At 33.9% G+C, this 18,251-nt stretch carries 18 protein-coding genes; 1 reads left to right on the top strand and 17 read right to left on the bottom strand.

All coding sequences use genetic code 11. From position 1 onward, the window contains the following. Positions 1–18: 18 nt before the first annotated feature. The 17 genes from FHK87_RS05220 to FHK87_RS05295 form a co-directional block, all read right to left on the bottom strand. Positions 19–447 (bottom strand): hypothetical protein, encoded by a 429-nt coding sequence (locus FHK87_RS05220; protein WP_140590908.1) that lies wholly within the window; start codon positions 445–447, stop codon positions 19–21. 21 nt (positions 448–468) lie between these two features. Beyond that, on the bottom strand, positions 469–876 hold the full coding sequence (locus tag FHK87_RS05225) for a GPW/gp25 family protein (protein ID WP_140590913.1): 408 nt from the start codon (positions 874–876) through the stop codon (positions 469–471). 57 nt (positions 877–933) lie between these two features. Next, positions 934–2,589, bottom strand: coding sequence for a type VI secretion system tip protein VgrG (gene vgrG, locus FHK87_RS05230; protein WP_140590917.1), 1,656 nt, complete (start codon positions 2,587–2,589; stop codon positions 934–936). Between the two features lie 3 nt (positions 2,590–2,592). Beyond that, positions 2,593–3,288, bottom strand: a complete 696-nt coding sequence (locus FHK87_RS05235; protein WP_140590922.1) for a CIS tube protein — start codon at positions 3,286–3,288, stop codon at positions 2,593–2,595. 5 nt (positions 3,289–3,293) lie between these two features. Then, entirely contained in the window at positions 3,294–3,452 is a 159-nt protein-coding gene (locus FHK87_RS26080; RefSeq protein ID WP_226294099.1) for a DUF5908 family protein, read from the bottom strand. A gap of 4 nt (positions 3,453–3,456) precedes the next feature. Next, entirely contained in the window at positions 3,457–3,954 is a 498-nt protein-coding gene (locus FHK87_RS05240; protein ID WP_140590926.1) for a phage tail protein, read from the bottom strand. A 10-nt stretch (positions 3,955–3,964) separates the two neighbouring features. Next, positions 3,965–4,408 carry a phage tail protein gene (locus tag FHK87_RS05245; RefSeq protein ID WP_140590929.1) on the bottom strand — a complete coding sequence of 148 codons (444 nt, stop codon included), beginning with the start codon at positions 4,406–4,408 and terminating at the stop codon, positions 3,965–3,967. Between the two features lie 69 nt (positions 4,409–4,477). After that, the gene (locus tag FHK87_RS05250) at positions 4,478–4,951 is read right to left on the bottom strand and encodes a phage tail protein (RefSeq protein ID WP_140590933.1); all 474 of its coding nucleotides are present in this window, start codon (positions 4,949–4,951) and stop codon (positions 4,478–4,480) included. 56 nt (positions 4,952–5,007) lie between these two features. Then, positions 5,008–6,654, bottom strand: a complete 1,647-nt coding sequence (locus FHK87_RS05255) for a phage tail sheath family protein (protein WP_140590938.1) — start codon at positions 6,652–6,654, stop codon at positions 5,008–5,010. Positions 6,655–6,834: 180 nt separating this feature from the next. After that, positions 6,835–7,608 (bottom strand): hypothetical protein, encoded by a 774-nt coding sequence (locus FHK87_RS05260; RefSeq protein WP_140590942.1) that lies wholly within the window; start codon positions 7,606–7,608, stop codon positions 6,835–6,837. 84 nt (positions 7,609–7,692) lie between these two features. Next, positions 7,693–8,274 carry a DUF4255 domain-containing protein gene (locus tag FHK87_RS05265; RefSeq protein WP_140590946.1) on the bottom strand — a complete coding sequence of 194 codons (582 nt, stop codon included), beginning with the start codon at positions 8,272–8,274 and terminating at the stop codon, positions 7,693–7,695. A 109-nt stretch (positions 8,275–8,383) separates the two neighbouring features. Further along, positions 8,384–10,087, bottom strand: coding sequence for an alpha/beta fold hydrolase (locus tag FHK87_RS05270; RefSeq protein WP_140590950.1), 1,704 nt, complete (start codon positions 10,085–10,087; stop codon positions 8,384–8,386). A gap of 291 nt (positions 10,088–10,378) precedes the next feature. Further along, positions 10,379–12,121: a tetratricopeptide repeat protein gene (locus FHK87_RS05275; protein WP_140590955.1), complete on the bottom strand. Its 1,743-nt coding sequence runs from the start codon at positions 12,119–12,121 to the stop codon at positions 10,379–10,381. A gap of 247 nt (positions 12,122–12,368) precedes the next feature. Next, complete coding sequence (locus FHK87_RS05280; RefSeq protein ID WP_140590960.1) at positions 12,369–13,148, bottom strand: hypothetical protein; 780 nt, start codon at positions 13,146–13,148, stop codon at positions 12,369–12,371. 52 nt (positions 13,149–13,200) lie between these two features. Then, on the bottom strand, positions 13,201–13,938 hold the full coding sequence (locus FHK87_RS05285) for an MIP/aquaporin family protein (RefSeq protein WP_140590964.1): 738 nt from the start codon (positions 13,936–13,938) through the stop codon (positions 13,201–13,203). A gap of 21 nt (positions 13,939–13,959) precedes the next feature. After that, positions 13,960–15,450 (bottom strand): glycerol kinase GlpK, encoded by a 1,491-nt coding sequence (gene glpK / locus FHK87_RS05290; RefSeq protein ID WP_140590967.1) that lies wholly within the window; start codon positions 15,448–15,450, stop codon positions 13,960–13,962. A gap of 84 nt (positions 15,451–15,534) precedes the next feature. Beyond that, positions 15,535–17,160, bottom strand: a complete 1,626-nt coding sequence (locus FHK87_RS05295) for a glycerol-3-phosphate dehydrogenase/oxidase (RefSeq protein ID WP_140590970.1) — start codon at positions 17,158–17,160, stop codon at positions 15,535–15,537. Between the two features lie 201 nt (positions 17,161–17,361). On the opposite strand from FHK87_RS05295, the gene FHK87_RS05300 reads away from it, so the two are divergent. Continuing rightward, positions 17,362–18,117: a DeoR/GlpR family DNA-binding transcription regulator gene (locus FHK87_RS05300; protein WP_140590973.1), complete on the top strand. Its 756-nt coding sequence runs from the start codon at positions 17,362–17,364 to the stop codon at positions 18,115–18,117. Positions 18,118–18,251: the final 134 nt, after the last annotated feature.

The raw sequence follows: 18,251 nt of genomic DNA on the forward strand, positions 1-18,251 counted from the left end.
TCTACTCCTATATTTTAATTAAGTGGCTTTTATCTTTGTGTTTTTTGGCATTAATTTCCCCTGACCAATGTACATAGGTACAGGATCCGGAGTATTTGCCGGTGGTGGTAATTTTGCAGGAGATTTTACTTCAAAAAGTGCTATACATAATTTCCCTTTTAAGAGTAAACTCTTATTCCCGCTTTTTGCTTTTTGAGTTAGTTGATCAGAAGTCAAATTATTAATCTTTATCGTCCCTGAACCGGGTACTGTAAATGGCGGAATGACATATGAACAATTTGTAACCTCTACTTTTTTCTCATCTCCATCGATACAAACCTTTTTACCATTGATCGTCGTTTTTCCTGACGCTTTTAATGTCCCGGGTTTTACGCTAACCACAGCTCCACTAAATGTGGGAAGAAATTGTACTTCATCACCGTCCATAATGATTATATCTAATGCCATATAAAATCTGTTTTATCTTCGTTACTCCAATATTGTAGCTTCATTGATATAAAATGGATACACCAGATTAAATCTATTATTTGTACTACGTACTACATATGCTACAGCAATAGTGAGTAATCCGTTTTCTGAATCTGAGTTATCAACACTTACCTTTTCTGTTTCTATTCTGGGTTCGTGAGATAGAATCGCATCTTCAACAACATGTCGTATATCAATCAAAACACCTTGGCTAATCTCTTCAAAAAGAAACTGATTAAGATCACAACCAAATCCTGAATTCATAATACGTTCACTAATAGTTGTAGACAATAGTATCTGCAAACTTTGTTTGATATCTTCTTCTCCAGAAACCATCTCTACTTCTGCTCCTTCTGCAAAAAACTTTGGGGGAAAAGACCACCCTCTGCCTAAAAATTTATTTTCCATTATTATTGAGTTTGATTTCTTTTGTTGTTTATCTTTTGATGTATTCCTATTCTAACTCTATATTAAGTCTATCTTTTTTCCTTTGATCTTTACATTTCCTTTTGCATCAAGATTCAAATTACCCTCGGATTTAATTTCGCAATCTCCGGTACTTGTAATCACAATACCTTTTTTGCTCAATTCTATTTCATTACCATTAGCATCAGAAAGGCTTATGCATTTTTGTTTTTCATCAATACAAATACAATTTTGTTCTGAGGTAGATAATGTGATCACTTCGGTCTCCTGATCAAAAAGTAATTGAGATTTGGATGTAGTAAAGAAAATTCCTTTTTGAGTGTTTTGTTTATTGTTGGGCATAGGGATTTTCTTTTTAGGATTGTGTACTGATCCTAGAATGATTGCTTGTCTGGGATCATCATTCAAAAAACCTACGATAACCTCATCCCCTTTTTCCGGGCGAAAGAATACTCCTCTGCCTGCTCCTGCATCTATTGAAGTAAAACGAGCCCAAATTGCCCCTTGATCAGTACCAAAAGCAGGGATCATCACACGAACCTGAAACGGATCATTGGTATCTTTTTCGTCTGACTGTACAATTCCGATTTGTAATCCATTGATGCCGGGTAGCAATCCTGCTGCCTGAGTATCTACAACATTGGGTTGCGCGGTAAACCATTGAGCATTCATTCCTATTTGTAAATGAGTTACCCAACCCTCTGTAGTGACTTCGTGTCGAATCCCTGATATTATATTTTTTCCTGTAAAATGTTTGCCAACACCTTTGATTGTTATCGTTTTTCCTACTTCAAAGATTGTAGTTCCAGGTATTTTAATCCAACCTTTTACCAGTGATAATCTTGATTTTATTATCTGTGCATCGGACCAGGATTGCAATTCATCTCTATGCATCGGTACCGCTTGCATCAAGGTATGTTTTTTGGTCCCTATTGCAGTTGCTAACTGCGAGATATTTTGTTTCCCTTGTTTTATCTCATATTCATTTCCTTCTACAGGTGCAGTTAGTTTTTGTTCAGAAAAATCCCAGGCGATAGATGAAACCTCTTGATATTGGTTACGGCCATTTATTTGTAAGTCAAAGTCATAAATCTCGTCTTTTCCCAACTCTATTTCTTTCGATGTATTTTGAATTTGAGGTTGAATCACAGATACCTTACCATCATTCACACTTACTAATCTTCCATTGGCTTCTGCTCTAGAAACCATAAAATCCCAATCAGAAGCATAGTATTGTACCATTTGGTCATGCTTCCCTTTTGTAGCTGAAATTGTATCTACTGTTAAGCCATTTTGCTCAATTAATGTAGTCATGATATCACTATCACTTTTATTAAGGTGAACCGAATTCTTACGTATACCCGTCATGTTAATAGCTTTATCACTTAGCTCTATGGTTAATGTTGGGCCTAATCGATTAAGCTCTAAAGATTGATTTATAACCACGCCTTCAAATATGGTTTTCTCGATCTCTAATTTTCTTTCATACTTAAGTGCGATCTCTACCTTTTTACCAGGTTCAAAAAAGTCTCCATCAAGAATCTTAAATTCTTTTTTGGCTATATCGCCATCAATTAATTTGAGTTCTGCCGTAGGGATTTTATTAAACTCCTTACTTACATCTATCGACAAGAGCTCAAATGAGGCATTCATAACCTCTTCTCCACTTTTTATAGTTGCTGTTACGACTGCCATAGTTTATTGCTCTATAGGTGGGAAATAAATCTCTTGACCCGGTGTTAAGTTTCTAAAATCATCCAAATGGTTGGCTTTTGCCACCAAAAGGTAATACTGAGCTGATCCATAGATTTTTTCGCACATTAGTGGTAATCGATCATGTGCTCCAACAACCCTGTAATGTGTTAAATCCGGAGAATTTTTATTTTCTTTTTTTAATCGCTCAGATACTTCAAGGTCACCAAAAAACTCAGTATCTAATTCTGCTCGCAAGGGAATTCCGTTACGATCAAACAAAGAATAGTTTACTTGTACTGATCCTAAGCGACATTTGAACAGTAAATCTCCCCATTTTAGAGTTAGATATTTGGGTTCATGAATTTCTCCATCCATATAGCTGGTGATTTTCATGAATTCCTGAACTTGTTTATAGACATCATCACGTCCCATACCCATGATACTCGTTAGTCCAAAAGTGGTCACACCGCTACCATCGAGGATAATTTTGAGGTTCAATTTTTCGGGCATAGACATAGCATACTTTGCTTTACGCCCACTTGTATTTATCCCTTGTTTGTTGTCATAAACATTTTGATAGGAATGAGAATATGATTCGGGATTGAACATTACCACAAATTTTTCTCCCAGACCCTTTCTTTCTTCTTTTTTATGACTTACAATGGTCAGTTTTTCGAGCTTAAAAAAATTAAACGACATAATGATTATCTAAGATTTTTCTTATTTAATATTTTCAATACCTGATTGACACATTCTTGTACCAGGTCAGTTTTTCCTTGTAATGCTGTTTCAGTACGTTTTGTAGATTTCTCTTCTTCACTCAGCACTGCTCGTATTACGATCTCTTTAATTTCTACTGCCATATTTTTATATTCTCATGATTTGAAATCTGGCATACGCTAGTTCTAGCGTATCCACCAATACAGAATTTGATTGTGCATCTAGTTCTGAAACCGACCACTTTACAGGATATGCTTTGATAAAAAGCCATGCTCCGATCGGTACAGGTACACCACTAAGCTCATCAAATAAAGTGACCAACACATTAGAGGGGTAAAATTGAAATCTCGAAAACGCTATATTAAATTCCATATTCAAAGGTGAAGGAATGGGACTAGTGCTATATCCTCTCTCTAAAACCAAATTATTATAGTTTACCTGACTTGGTAAACGGTGTGCATGTAAATTTTGGCCTCCTTCATTGATAGTTTGTAATTGTATTTCGGTGCTAAGACCGCTTACTTTCTGGAATCTAAAATCAATTCGGTTTGGAGCGAGCCCTCCTGCAAAGAAGAAGACTCCAAAGCGATGTGATAATGCAGGGTTTGGATCTACTATATTTCTAAGTGTGTTTAGTGCTTCCATATCTCAATCATTAGTGGTGCGTAAGTTTTATATCATGAGCAATCAAATCCAGGCTTTCGATAGCAATATCATTGGTACTAGCATTAAATGATGGCGCATCCATTTTAAAAGGCAAAGCTCTGTATATATCCCAGCTTACTATGGCTACACTTTGCTCATCACACAACTCTATTCTGATATCTTTTTTTGTTCCGGACCTCATCCAATCATAGAGATAGCTACGCTCTTTGACCATACCTCTTTTGAGTGTCACATTTATTGGTTTGCGTTGTGCGCGAATCAAATAATCGCCCATAACCCAACTGAAACCGTGCCTATACAACACATGTTCGTAATCGATATCTAATCCTGAAATTTCAGAAAAAGACATTGCTGTACTATTATCAATGATCACCTGATAGTTATATACAGGAAGGGGGTAATTTTCGATAATTGTTTTCCTATCTATTGCCATAAAATGCCTTTAAAATTATTGGATGATTAGTTTCTATTCTAAACCTGAGATTTGATCACATCAATTTAATTATGCTTCTTCCATCGTTACTCTAAACGCCATTAACTCCATACTTTCTATTGCAACTTCATTTGAGCTTGCATCAAAAGATGGTGCTGATAATTTGGTAGGGAATGCATCAATTACTTTCCAGCTCACTACTGTACTCCCCGCTTCGTCTAGCAAGTGTACTACAATATCTTTTTTGTCTACACGATTCAATTCAATACCATTGATCCATTCATAAAAGACCGGGATACTTTTTCCTTTTACATATCCCTTTTTTAAGCTGATATTTACTGGTTGTATTTGCCCGGGCATGTACATGATATTTGGACCTACTTTACCACTAGAAGCAAAACTTTCTTTATAAGTAATCGTTTCGAATGATAATTCAAGTCCTGAAACTTCTGAAAAACTGAATGATATCCCATCTATATCTACTCTATAATTATAAATCGGTAGTGGGTAGTCTGTTTTTATTTGTTCTTTTGTTAAAGCCATTTGTTACTTTATTAATAGTTTCTAGAATGATTTTAAAATAAGGTTTGCTTGTATGACTAAACCTCTTGTAATTTGTGAGAGAACTTCAGGATAATAAATTCTGCCGGACGTGCTGCTGCAATACCGATCTCAACAATCATTCTTCCTTCTAGAATATCTTGCTGAGTCATTGTTTTTCCTAATCCTATGTTTACAAAATAGGCTTGTTCTTCTGTAGCTCCTGCAAGACCACCTTGTTGCCAAATCCCATATAAGAAACTTTCTATCATGGCTTTTACTTTTAACCAGGTTGCCGCATCATTAGGCTCAAAAACAGCAAAATAAGAAGCTTTTTTAGTCGACTCTTCTATCATGTTGAATAATCGACGCACAGGAATGTATCTCCATTCGTTATCATTTCCTGCCAATGTACGGGCACCCCAAACCATAGTTCCTTTGCCTACAAAACTACGTATGGCATTTATAGATTTTCCTGCGGTGGCGTCTACATTAAGCTTTTCCTGATCTTTTGAAGTGATTTTTTTTACAGGTCCAATCACAGCATTAAGACTTACATTTGCCGGAGCTTTCCATACTCCTCTTTCTCTGTCTGTAGTGGCATATACTCCCGCTATAGCTGAACTTGACGGTAAAATAATTTTTTCTTTTGCCAATTCGCTTTTGATTTTACTGTACAAAGCAGTTCCTTTTTTGGTATCCAGCGTAAATGATTCTTCACTTATTACAACTTTTTTTAATGCCTTGCCAGAGTTTCCAGAAGTTTGACTGATCGTACTATCTGTATCTATTGCTATGATTTCAAAGTTTTCTTTATTTTCAAATTTTTCCCATTCAGCAACAAGTTCATTTGCAGTGACACCTTCTTCTGGTACATTTGATACCGTTAATAACTTGTTTGGTGATATAGAAAATTTAATTGAAGTCTCGCTACCGCCATTGATTCTAAATTTTGGGATATTTGACTCATCACCTAAATATGTAATTTTGATCCCCTGATATTCTTCTTCAAAAAATAACTCTTCTTGCGAAGCAGATTCTTTTGAAATATTTACATCACTATCATGATATACGTAGTTAAGTGACGTTTGTAAATATGGTGTGTATGCAGCTCCATATTTTAAATTATTAGCGCCAATTCCTTCTCTAAATCCCTGTGCTGCAGCATCTTCATTTTGAATATCAAAAACGCAAAATCTATCCTTTAACTCCTGACATTGTGCTAATGCTTGCTGACAAATTGAATAGTAATCTGCACTTGGCAATTTGGCAGCTTCTCCCAACATAATTAATGTAGGTTCATCCTCCTTACTTAAGATTTCTAATCCTTCTAGAAATGCTTCTTGAGTATACCCATCTTCATATGAACCAACAGATATAATGTAACAATCCCCACCTCCATTTTTGAAGTACAAATCCATCGCATAATACAATGTACTGTTTGGAGATTGTACTGTGATCGCATTGATTGTTTCTTCATTATTGACATCAACTAAAAAGGAGGTTGGCTGCGCCATACCAAATATTTCTTTGTATTCTAAAAATGTAGCAATCCTAATAGCTTGATTGGTTACATTTTTACCTTCTTTTACCGCTTTTTGGGTATAACCGATAAACGCAGGTACTGCTGTAGATACTCCTGCCACTGATTGTGGTAAAAGAGGTACCTCTTCTGTGTACACATCGGGTGTTAAAAAACTAGACATATATTATTAATTTTAAGATGTTAAACTATTGATGTTAGAATCATTATTAGGCGACCAATAATCGTTTCTAATCATATTTTTACTCGATAATCGAGATTTAAATGCTCCGAGGCTTGCCTCGAAATCAAAAGTCAGTTCCCTTCGAATGCCTCGTGAGCTTGCTACGAGGTTCTTTACTAATCAGATTCTAATAATCTGGACCCCTTGGTCTTCCGTTTGGGGATTAGGCAAATGTTTAATGAATATTGTATCACCTTGGATCAGCCTTATATCTTTGATAGGGGTATCACTATAAGGGATCATATTATTCGACTCGAATGCAAATATTTGGTGATTAGGAAAGTTTAGTTCTAAAGCGTTTACGATTTGATCTGAAGTAGTTTCTTCAGTTTTTAATTTATTAAAACTAAGTTGCTCATTCTTAGTTTTGATAGTTATATCAGAAGTACTCAGGCTTGATACAAAATAGTATTTCCATTTTATAGATTTTGTATTGAAAACTGCACGATATACTGGATTAGATATAGTTGCAGAAGAGATTACCTCTCTTTCTATAATCTTGATACTTGCCATTGCAGGAAAGCCTTTGTAAATTCCTTCTTGTTCTTTTTTGGATTGGGATAATAAAAAAGTATTTGACTCTAATCCTTCATTTGTAAAAAGGATCATTTTACCGTCTTCAAAACCTGACGTATCTGTATATTCTCTAATGCTATTTGAGGTGGGAAATACATAAAAGACAAATGCATGATCAGGCGTTCGCGAAGCTACTGTCTCATTTTGATCTGCACCTGGCTTCAATACTGTAATTCCTTCTACTGTTTTCTTTACCAGAAAGCCTTGTTTTTCTAATAAACGTTTGGTTTGTTTATCAGGGATGATTACTAAATCAGTAGGTTTACCTGAGAAGTAATCATGTATGATTTCTATCTGAAAGAATTCACGATAATCCATTTGTCTACTTACTTTTTTAAGGTTATAAGAGTCTTGTGTAATAAGACTGATTACTCTATTCTTTTATAATTTTTTTAAAAATTATTATCTTGATTTTTCTAATACATTTATCCCTATATTGTTTATTGAAGATCCTGCAAATGCTATACTTTGTTCATCAATTAAGGATAGTAAGCGTATTTTATACAATACAGAAGGTAAGTATGAAGTATTCAAAGAATGCCATACCTGATTCTGTTCTTCAAGAGGAAGAGATATGAGTTCTACAATTATTTTTTCTATATTTTCCTCGGACAGTCCAGGTGAATTTTTGGGTGTAAAAATTCGATTTGCCTGAAAAAATTTAATGACATAAGATAAGAATTGAAGAGCCTGGTTATAATCATTAAACTTTGAAACAAATAAGACCAATAACTCAATTCTAATTTCTGGATTAATTTGTGTTCGTATTCCATTTTGGATCACTCCCGAGTATTGATCTGCATTTCTAAATTTACGATCTTCTGAAATGTTAATCAGAAATGGTGTTACAGCATTATTAGTAAAAGTAATCGGATCATTATTAGTACTATCAATAAACCGTATTAAATCACTATCAGCTTCAGTTTTTAACCTGAAATATTCATTTAACTTTTCTTTTAGTATGCTTAATGTAGTGTGAATCATACGGATTGATTTTGATTGAAGGTATCTCTAGTATTCGATATCTTATGATACCAAAATTAAAGCTAGTTTCTACGTTCGGCTATCACATTTCCGTATAATCCTAATACAATTACGACATTATAAAGTGAAAATCTTCTATTTTATTTTTTGGTTTTTGTTGCTGTACTGAAGTTGGTTGGATACCAAATTCTTTTTTAAAACATTTAGAAAAATAAGAAGGGCTCGAAAACCCAAATTGAAAAGCAACTTCTGATACCGTATAATTATAAGACATTAACGCTTCCTTTGCTTTATTCAACCTTGTAGATGTTATCAGCTGATTTGGAGACTTCCGGGTAGTAGCTTTAATCCTACGTTGCAACTGACGCTCACTTATTCCCATTTTTCTACTTAGCATTTCTACACTAAAAGTATCACTGTCTAAATATTGATCAATAATATGTAATACATTTTCTAAAAAAGAATCGTAATGAGAACTGTTACCAGATGTAGTCATCTCATTTTGATCATGCTTTTGTATTTTCTTTGTAACACTATACAATTTGAAAAGTTTATGAGATGCGGTATCCAATACAGAACTACTTTTTATAAAATCAAATCCTGCTCCTGATAATAAATGTTTTACTGTTTGCGTTACTAGAATTTGATCAGGGTTTATTTGAGAAAGCATAGATTTAATGATACGATCGTCATTATCATTGAGTACTTCTGTATCATTTTGCACCCCTTCTTTCATATAAATACCCATAGAAGCAGATGCCTCTATATCTTGTAAGGCTTTTTTTATATCCAAACTACAATGAACTGCTTTTCCCGGAACTTCAAAAGTGGCTACAAAACATGTTTTATTAAGATGAATAATACTACCTTCATGTTTTGAGATACATTGGTGGATCATCTCAAAATTAAATTCTGATTTTATAGCGGAGATCATTTTACCGAATAGTACTGTAAATAGTCTATTCTTATAGCGATGATTTGGTTTTATGTTCTTGATGAACACTTTCATTTCTTCTAAAATTTCTTGGGTATTTCCTACCCAAAAAAGGTGATCCGCTCCATCAAATTCTACAAATTTTGAATTCTCGATATGTTGATTAATAAACTTACCTTCTTCAATTTTTACATCCACATCATGAGTACGCTGCATAATCAGAGTAGGTACTTTGATATATTTTAGAATATCAATAATATTTACTTCTGTATTCATAGTTGTAAGCTTTAGCGCTGCTCTAGGGCTTGCACCACACCTAAAATAGCTTGCTAACCAATCCATGAATTGTTTGTCTTGCGCTTTTGATGGTGCTAGTGTTTCTAAATTCATTTCTCCTCCTCCCCATCTATTTTCGATCATATCATACACTTTTTGTCGTTCGCTATCGGTTGGCGCCCAAGGATAATCATCAGAGTACCTACGTTTTGCAAAAATTCCAAAAGTGATCAAAGAGAGTACTCGATTGGGGTAAGTTGCACTAAATAGGGCAGAAACTGAACCTCCTTCAGAATGTCCAAATAAAACTGCTTTTTCTGAACCTACGGCATCCATAACAGCCCTTATATCATCCATTCGCTCTTCTAAAGTAGGAAATGCGACAATACGATCAGAAAGCCCTGTTCCTCTTTTATCAAATAGAATTACTCTAGATATTTTTCCTAATTCTTCTAAAAAATTGACGAGTTCGGGGCATAACCACATCGAATCAATATTAGAAATCCACCCCGGGATATATACTAGATCAATAGCACCTGTGCCAAAAACCTGATATGCTATATTAACATGACCGCTTTTGGTATATTTTGTTTCTGGTTTCATTAAAAAAATGTTTTGATAAAGTGTTGCTTAACTACCTAGAAGTATCTGTAATTCCCCTTTTAATTAGCCATACAATTTCACTTATAACTAAAAGAGGATTTGCTCTCTTTAAAATTAGGAAGATTGAAAAATTTTGAATGAAAAATAGTGTATACAATATGTGAACCTAATCACAAAAACTGTTAAAAAAGGACAACAAAAGGTAGACAAATCATTATTAATGACTTAAAAATCAAATAATTAAAAATAACAATCTCGATTACAGCAGATTTTTTGAATTCTAATTTTATCTTATTCCAGATGTAACAAATAGGTAAGAATTTCTTGTCGAGAATCTAAGGCTAATTTTTTACGAAGACGATATCTTGCTGTTTTTACACTTTCAGGAGATATTCCTAAAATACTAGCCGTTTCTTTAATATTAAGATTCAATCGAATTAATGAGCAAATTTTTAGGTCATTTGTACTCAAATCTTTGTGTCTTGATTTTAAACTAGAATAAAATCCTTGATGTGCATCTTCAAAAAACCTATTAAAATCTTCCCAATCTTTATCAATACTCAGGTTTTTTCTGATAATTTTATTTAAATCAGCTACTAACTTGTCTTTTTCTATTGTAGAAGATCTTTTTATGTTTTGTATTGTGGTTTGCAACTGTTTTACAACTTCATTTTTTTTGATAAAATTAAGTGCATACGAGGTCAGTTCTTTGTTTTTAAAATCTAATTGTTGTTTTAGCTCTAGTTGTTTTAATTCTGAATTTTCTAAATCTTTTTGGGTAAGAGCGAATGCAGATTGAAGAAGTTCCTGGTTTTTTTCTGCCAATTGTTTACTTTTTTTGGCCCTTTGTTTTGATATTATGTAAATCACATATCCGCAAACAGATATAATAACCACCCCCAAAATTAAAATAAACTTAATGAGGTCATCTTTTTTTTCTTGTTCTTTTAGTGCAAATAACTCTTTATCTTTTGTTTCTAGCTTGTTTTCAAATTCTAAATAGGCAATTTGTTTTGCTTTTTCTGAATTAAAAAGAGAATCTTTTAAATTGACATATCTGTCATAAAATATTAAGGCTTCTTCAGCTTGATATTGTTTTCTTTTAAGTTCTTTTAACTCTTCGTATGCTAATAGTTCATATTTTTTCAGTTGATTTTCTTTAGCAAGTGCCAACCCTTTTTCTAATTCAATTGCCGCTTCATCAAGCTGATCCGACAATCTTAAAATTTTTCCATAAACAATAAGATTATTTGTAAGTCCATCTATATCACTTACCTCGCTTCCCAAGGTCATTGATTTTTTGATATGATAACTCGCTTGCTCAATTTCGTTTTTATGAAGACATAATATCCCTAATCTATTATGCGCTTCTGCTATTCCATAAGTGAAATTAGTATCCGTATGCATTTTTAGTGCATCTGTCAGGTATTTTAATGCTTCTGCATCTCTATTTTGTTCTATTAGAATTGTTCCTATTTTGGTAAATGTTGTTGCTATTCTACTTTTTAGCCCCAAAACGGTAAATTCGTTGATTGCCTGCTCATAATAATGCAATGCTTTTTTATATTCTTTTAGATCTGCATATACCATACCTATATTAAGCCTCGTATTCGCCAGCCCGGTTTTATCTTGTATGGTTTGATACATTTTATGAGACGTATTGAGGTAAATTAAGGCATTGTTGAGATTACCTTGTGCCCAATAGGCAACTCCAATAATACGATTTGCTTTTGCTTGACCATTGATATATCCAAGTGTTTTGGACAATTTTAATGCTTCTAGACCAAAATTGATGGATTCGTTAGCATCAATAATCCAGTATTCAAAACCAATCGTATTAAGCAGATCTACTTTTGAAATATCTTCTTTTGTATGTAGTGTTAATTGATTAAGTAGGTCGTCTACTTTTTGAGTATTTGAAAATAGCTGTACATGACTTATAGTAATTAGTATTGCTATAATCATACAAATAATTATTCTGTTTGTTTGAAAATCTCCTTTTGATTGATCTAAAAAAGCCCTAAAAAAATTCATAAAAAGTGTAGTAAAAAGATGAAATTGGTCTTACGCATTTTCAATTTGCTATAAAACTACTTATCATTTTTTTAAACAGGCTAGTAATAAGTGTTAAATCATATAGGATAGATTTTATATCAAAATCGGATTAAGTTCACCACACTCAAGTAAGAAAAATGGATAATAAAGCAGCTAATTATTCCCTAATAGGGGAAGTGTTGTTATAATTTTTCAGAGCTACTATTTTATTTAAAATTACCTGTATTCAAAATAAATCAACGGCTACTTGTATACCCCCATGTTTTAAATCGGGATTCCACATGGCGGTTGCAGATACAGGAAGATATATCAGATTTAATACATTTACCTCTTTGTGATATGTAATACCAAAATTATTTAAAAAGTCCTCTCCATAAAAGTGTTTGTCATTACTTGCAAAAGAAAAAGCCCCGGCAATAAAAATATCAAGACTTGAATGTTCATTTTTATATATAGTACTATTCAATTGCACATAATGTGTAAATGCATTTTCTTTTTTACCTGATTTATTAATGAATGTATCGCGACCTAATAAAATAGTAGTCCATGAAACAGAGATTGGTACTTTTTTAAAAGAATAAGCAGCAGTAAGATCTACAAAATGCGATGTTGTATTGATATCATAATCAAAAATTTCTGCATCGGGGAAATCACTAAAATTATTAATATCCCATAAGGAAAAAGAAAAACCACCACTAGAGTAATTTATATAATAATCAAACTCAGTATAATCGCCATTAAATCCTGCTCCGCCCCACAGACCTGCTTTAAATTTACCATTTTTAGAAGTAAAGAAAACGTCAGCAGCTGTCATTGGAGCGTCTGTAACCCTAAATCCACGCCATAAATGCATATTTTTTACCTGAAGTTTAAAATCTAAGGGTTTGTACTTTTTTTCTGATATAGAATCTTTTGTAATATTTTCTTTTATGATCTTTTGTAAATCAGCACTATTATGTTCTTGCGCATTGATAATAGTAATAAGAGTTGCTGATATACTAAGCATAAAGCTTAAGATATATCTAGAAGGTTTCATTTGTGTTTATGGGTTTGTTACGTTACGTCGTAAGAATATTAAATAATAGAGCTGCCAGTATACCACCAATAATAGGGCCTATAATTGGAATGATTGCATATCTCCAATTATTACTTGCTTTATTTTTTATAGGTAGTAAAGCGTGTATGATACGTGGTCCTAAATCTCTAGCAGGATTGATGGCATAACCTGTAGTACCCCCAAGAGACAAACCTATAGCCCAAACGAGAAATGCTACGGGAATTGCACCTATTGATCCTAATCCCAAAATGGTTTCTTCTTGGTTGTAATCAAAACTTGCACTTGTAAAATATAATATAGTAAACACGAGAAAAAAGGTTCCTATAATTTCGCTTATTAAATTACTAAGAGGATTTCGAATCGCAGGATCTGTACAAAACACAGCTCTTTTTAGGATTGGATCTTCTGTCTCATCTAAATGATTTTTATAAACTAACCAAACAAGGATAGCTCCTAGCATTGCTCCTATAAATTCACCTAAAACATAAATAGGTACCGAACTCCAAGGAAATTTGCCCGCTATAGCCAGTGCTATCGTTACTGCCGGATTGAGATGTGCACCACTATATGGTCCTGCAATTACAACTCCTACATATACTGCCAACGCCCAACCTGTTGTAATTACAATCCAACCACTCCCATTTCCTTTTGTTTTATTCAATACCACATTGGCAACGACTCCTCCTCCCAGTGTGATTAGAAACATCGTACCAATGATTTCTGCTATAAATGGTGTCATTTTTCAAGTTTTATCTGGTGATCACTTTGTCCAATATTCTAATGCATCAATAGCCTTGTACCAACGTTTAATCCCTTTTTCTATTGCTAACCTTTCCTGATTTGGAGTAAACTGTACATCCTCTTCCCAGATTTCTTGAATTTCTTCGATATCATTCCAATAGCCAACAGCAAGACCTGCTAAATATGCTGCTCCCATTGCTGTAGTTTCTATGATTTTAGGTCTCACTGTAATTGTATCAAGTACATCTGCCTGAAACTGCATTAACATGTCGTTTATGGTTGCTCCCCCATCAACACGTAATTCTTTAATTGAAATACCTGTATCGGCCTCCATTGCTTTTAGAATATCCATTGTTTGGTACGCAATAGACTCTAATGCTGCACGTGCAATATGAGCATCTGTGCTTCCCCTGGTAAGGCCAAAGATAGTACCTTGTGCATATTGGTTCCAATGAGGTGCTCCAAGACCCGCAAACGCAGGAACAAAACAAACCCCCTCTGAGCTGGTAACACTATTAGCCAGTTCTTCTACTTCTGAAGAGGTTTTGATAAACTTAAGGCTATCTCTTAACCATTGTACTACTGCTCCTCCCACAAATATACTACCTTCTAGAGCATATTGTGTTTCTCCATTTATCTTCCAGGCTACCGTAGTCAATAGGTTATTTTGCGAAATCTTTGGTTTTTTACCGATATTCATTAGCATAAAACAACCTGTACCATAGGTGTTTTTAACCATCCCTTTTTTGATGCACATACTACCGAACAATGCTGCTTGTTGATCACCTGCAATACCTGCAATTGGTATTTCTGTAGCAAAAACTGTGGTTTTGGTGTGCCCATATATTTCACTGGACTGTCTTACTTCTGGAAGCATACTCTTTGGAATGGTAAAAAGTTCTAAAAGTTCTTCGTCCCACTCCATAGTATTAATATTGTAAATCAATGTTCTTGAAGCATTGGTAACATCAGTAACATGTTTTTCGCCTTTTGTAAAATTCCAGATCAACCAAGTATCTATAGTTCCTAATAATAAATCCCCTGCCTCTGCTCTTTCTCTTGCTCCTTCTACATGATCTAAAATCCATTTTACTTTGGTCGCAGAAAAATAGGAATCCAGAACTAGACCGGTTTTTGAACGGATCAGATCTGTTTTTCCTAAATCTGCTAATTCATCACAATAGGCAGAAGTACGTTTATCTTGCCAAACAATAGCGTTATAAACAGGTTTTCCTGTTTTTCGATCCCATACTACAACAGTTTCTCTTTGATTTGTAATCCCTATTGCGGCGATATTTGTTCCATTTAACCCTTTTTTCACCGTGGCTTCGGCAGCAATACCTGCTTGCGTTGACCAAATTTCCATAGGATCATGCTCTACCCATCCCGGTTTGGGAAAATATTGAGTAAACTCTTTTTGAGCTGTTGAAAAGATATTTCCTTTTTTATCAAAAAGAATAGCACGAGAACTTGTGGTACCTTGGTCTAAGGCAAGAATATATTTATCCATCTTTACTTGAATTGATGAAAAGGTCTAAGGACTTTTTCGGGTTATTTAATTTTAGTGAGCCATAATGTTGATATCTCTATGATATCATGCAACTTTAACGGTTTTGGATTTGACATTTTTGGGCATATTTGTCTTATCCAACACGTAATTTTCTGCTGTTTTAGTGAATTGTTGTATTTGCGCTACTACCCAATCTTGTTCTTTATCGAGTTCTTGTGCCAATAATTGAGCAACAACAGGAGCAGACTCTATAGCTGTACTTGCATCCAAAAAAAGGATTCTTGCTCTTCTTGCCAAGACATCTTCTACAGTTCTTGCCATCTCATATCTTACCGCCCAGATGACTTCTGCTTTTAGGAATACTGAATTTGGATGGATTTTCTCTCCAAGTTCAGGTATTTCTTGTATCAGTTTAGCAATACCTTCTTGATCACTACCATACACGTATAAATGGTTACTTCTATCATGAGTCTCTTGTGCTCCATGTATTTTTAAATCATAGGTAACACATTTCTTTTCGGGTAACATTTTTTCTTTTATAGCATTATCTAAAGTATCTTCTGCCATTTTTCTAAAGGTTGTCCATTTTCCCCCAATTACAGAAATCAATCCTGAATCTGAGGTTATAATTTTATGACTTCTAGAAATTTCTTTTGTTTTTTCAGATGCTTCTTTTGGTGCTGCGAGTGGTCTTAATCCGGCAAATACACTTAAGACATCTTTGCGAGTGACTTTTTTTGTTAAATATGAATTTGCAGTAGAAAGAATAAAATCAACTTCTTCTTCTAGAGCCTGAGGCTCGAGGCTATGTTCTTTTAATAAGGTATCTGTTGTGCCGACAACCACTTTACCATGCCAAGGCACAAGAAACAAAACTCTGCCATCATCAGTCTTTGGTATCATTATCGCATCATCACCCGGCAAAAAAGTATTATCTAATACCAAATGAACTCCTTGACTTGGGCGAATCATATTTTTGCTTTCTGATTTATCCATTTTTAATATATCATCTGCAAAAACCCCTGTCGCATTGATCACAACTTTTCCTTTTATATCATATGATTTTTTTGTTTCGATATCAGTAACTACAACGCCGCTTATTGTCCCTTTTTCATTTTTTAATAATTCTCTGACTTTAAAATAGTTTAGTAGAGTTGCTCCCTTTTCTATACATGTTTGAGCAACATTAATTGCAAGACGAGCATCATCAAATTGACCATCCTGGTACACCACCCCTCCTTTTAACCTAGTATCTCTGATCGTTTCTATTCTTTTCAACGTCTTGGTTCTAGAAATAAATTTAGATTTACCTAGACTAAGTTTCCCTGACAAGAAATCATAAACTGTAAGCCCTATTGTATAAAAAAAACCATTCCACCAACTGTAATTAGGAATAATAAAAGATTGGTTCTTTGCCAAGTGAGGCGCATTCTTTAGGAGCAATCCTCTCTCTCGCAATGCTTCTTTTACCAAATCTATTTGGCCTTGAGCCAAATAACGAACTCCACCGTGAACTAATTTTGTGCTCCTACTAGAAGTTCCTTTTGCAAAATCTGATTGCTCCAGCAGTAAAGTTTTGTATCCTCTAGTAACACTATCGAGAGCTATCCCCAATCCTGTCGCTCCACCACCTATAACGATCACATCCCAATCCAAAGTTGTTTCTAATTCTTTCGATATTGTTTCTCTATTAAACTTCACAGTATTCATTTCTTTCGATTTAGTTCAAAACATAAACAAATATAAGTATAAAGTTGTTTTTTCGAAACTTTTAGAAACTAAAAATAACATATCAAAGCTCTTTTTAATATAATTTTAAGTAATCTATACAAAAGGTGTACAAAAAGCCATTCGTTTGACATTAATCATGTTTCGCTTATTTACATTACATTTACAACAACATTAGTTATTATGAAAAGGCATCAGATTATTCTTGACAAGCTAAATCAAGAAAAACATATCACTGTTTTAGAATTATGTATGACTCTTGGCGTATCGGCTGTTACTATTAGAAAGGATTTAAAATTATTAGAAGAAAAAAACCTTTTATTTCGCACTCATGGAGGTGCTTCTTTAAAAAACCCCTACGCTAATGACAGACCTGTTACTGAAAAAGAAAAACTATCAGTAACCCAAAAAACAGGTATTGCCAATGCTGCCGCTACCTTCATTACAGACAACGATTCAATATTGATAGCCTCTGGCACTACCGTACAGGCCTTAGCAAAGGCTATTGATGTAGAAAAGAGATTGACAGTAGTCACTTCATCTTTGAATGTAGCATTAGAACTTACAAAAAACAAAAACATCGAGATATTGCAGCTTGGTGGTTATGTTCGACATAATTCTTCATCAGTTTTTGGAGATCATGCATTACAAATTTTAGAAAATATGTCGTGTAGCAAACTATTTATGGGAGTTGATGGAATTGATTTAAACTATGGCTTAACGACAACAAACCTTGAAGAAGCAAGACTTAATAAAAAAATGATGGCTTCTGCCAATAAGATTGTCGTTTTAGTGGATTCTTCAAAATTTGGAAAACGAAGCTTTGCAAAAATTTGTGAATTAACCCAAGTAGACCATATTATAACCGACAAAGATATTTCTAAGAAAACAGTTCGAAAAATCGAAGAAAAAGGAATCAACATTACAATAGTAGAATAGTATTTTATCAACTACGCACTTTCGTTTTGCACAACCTTAGTTTCGTTTCTTATGAATGTATGATATTTTACTTATCAAAATTTAATAATCAATCTTATCAAATCACCAATCAAAACTTTTGAACTCACTTATCT

The organism is Aquimarina algicola (assembly GCF_006443095.1).
Lineage (GTDB): Bacteria > Bacteroidota > Bacteroidia > Flavobacteriales > Flavobacteriaceae > Aquimarina > Aquimarina algicola.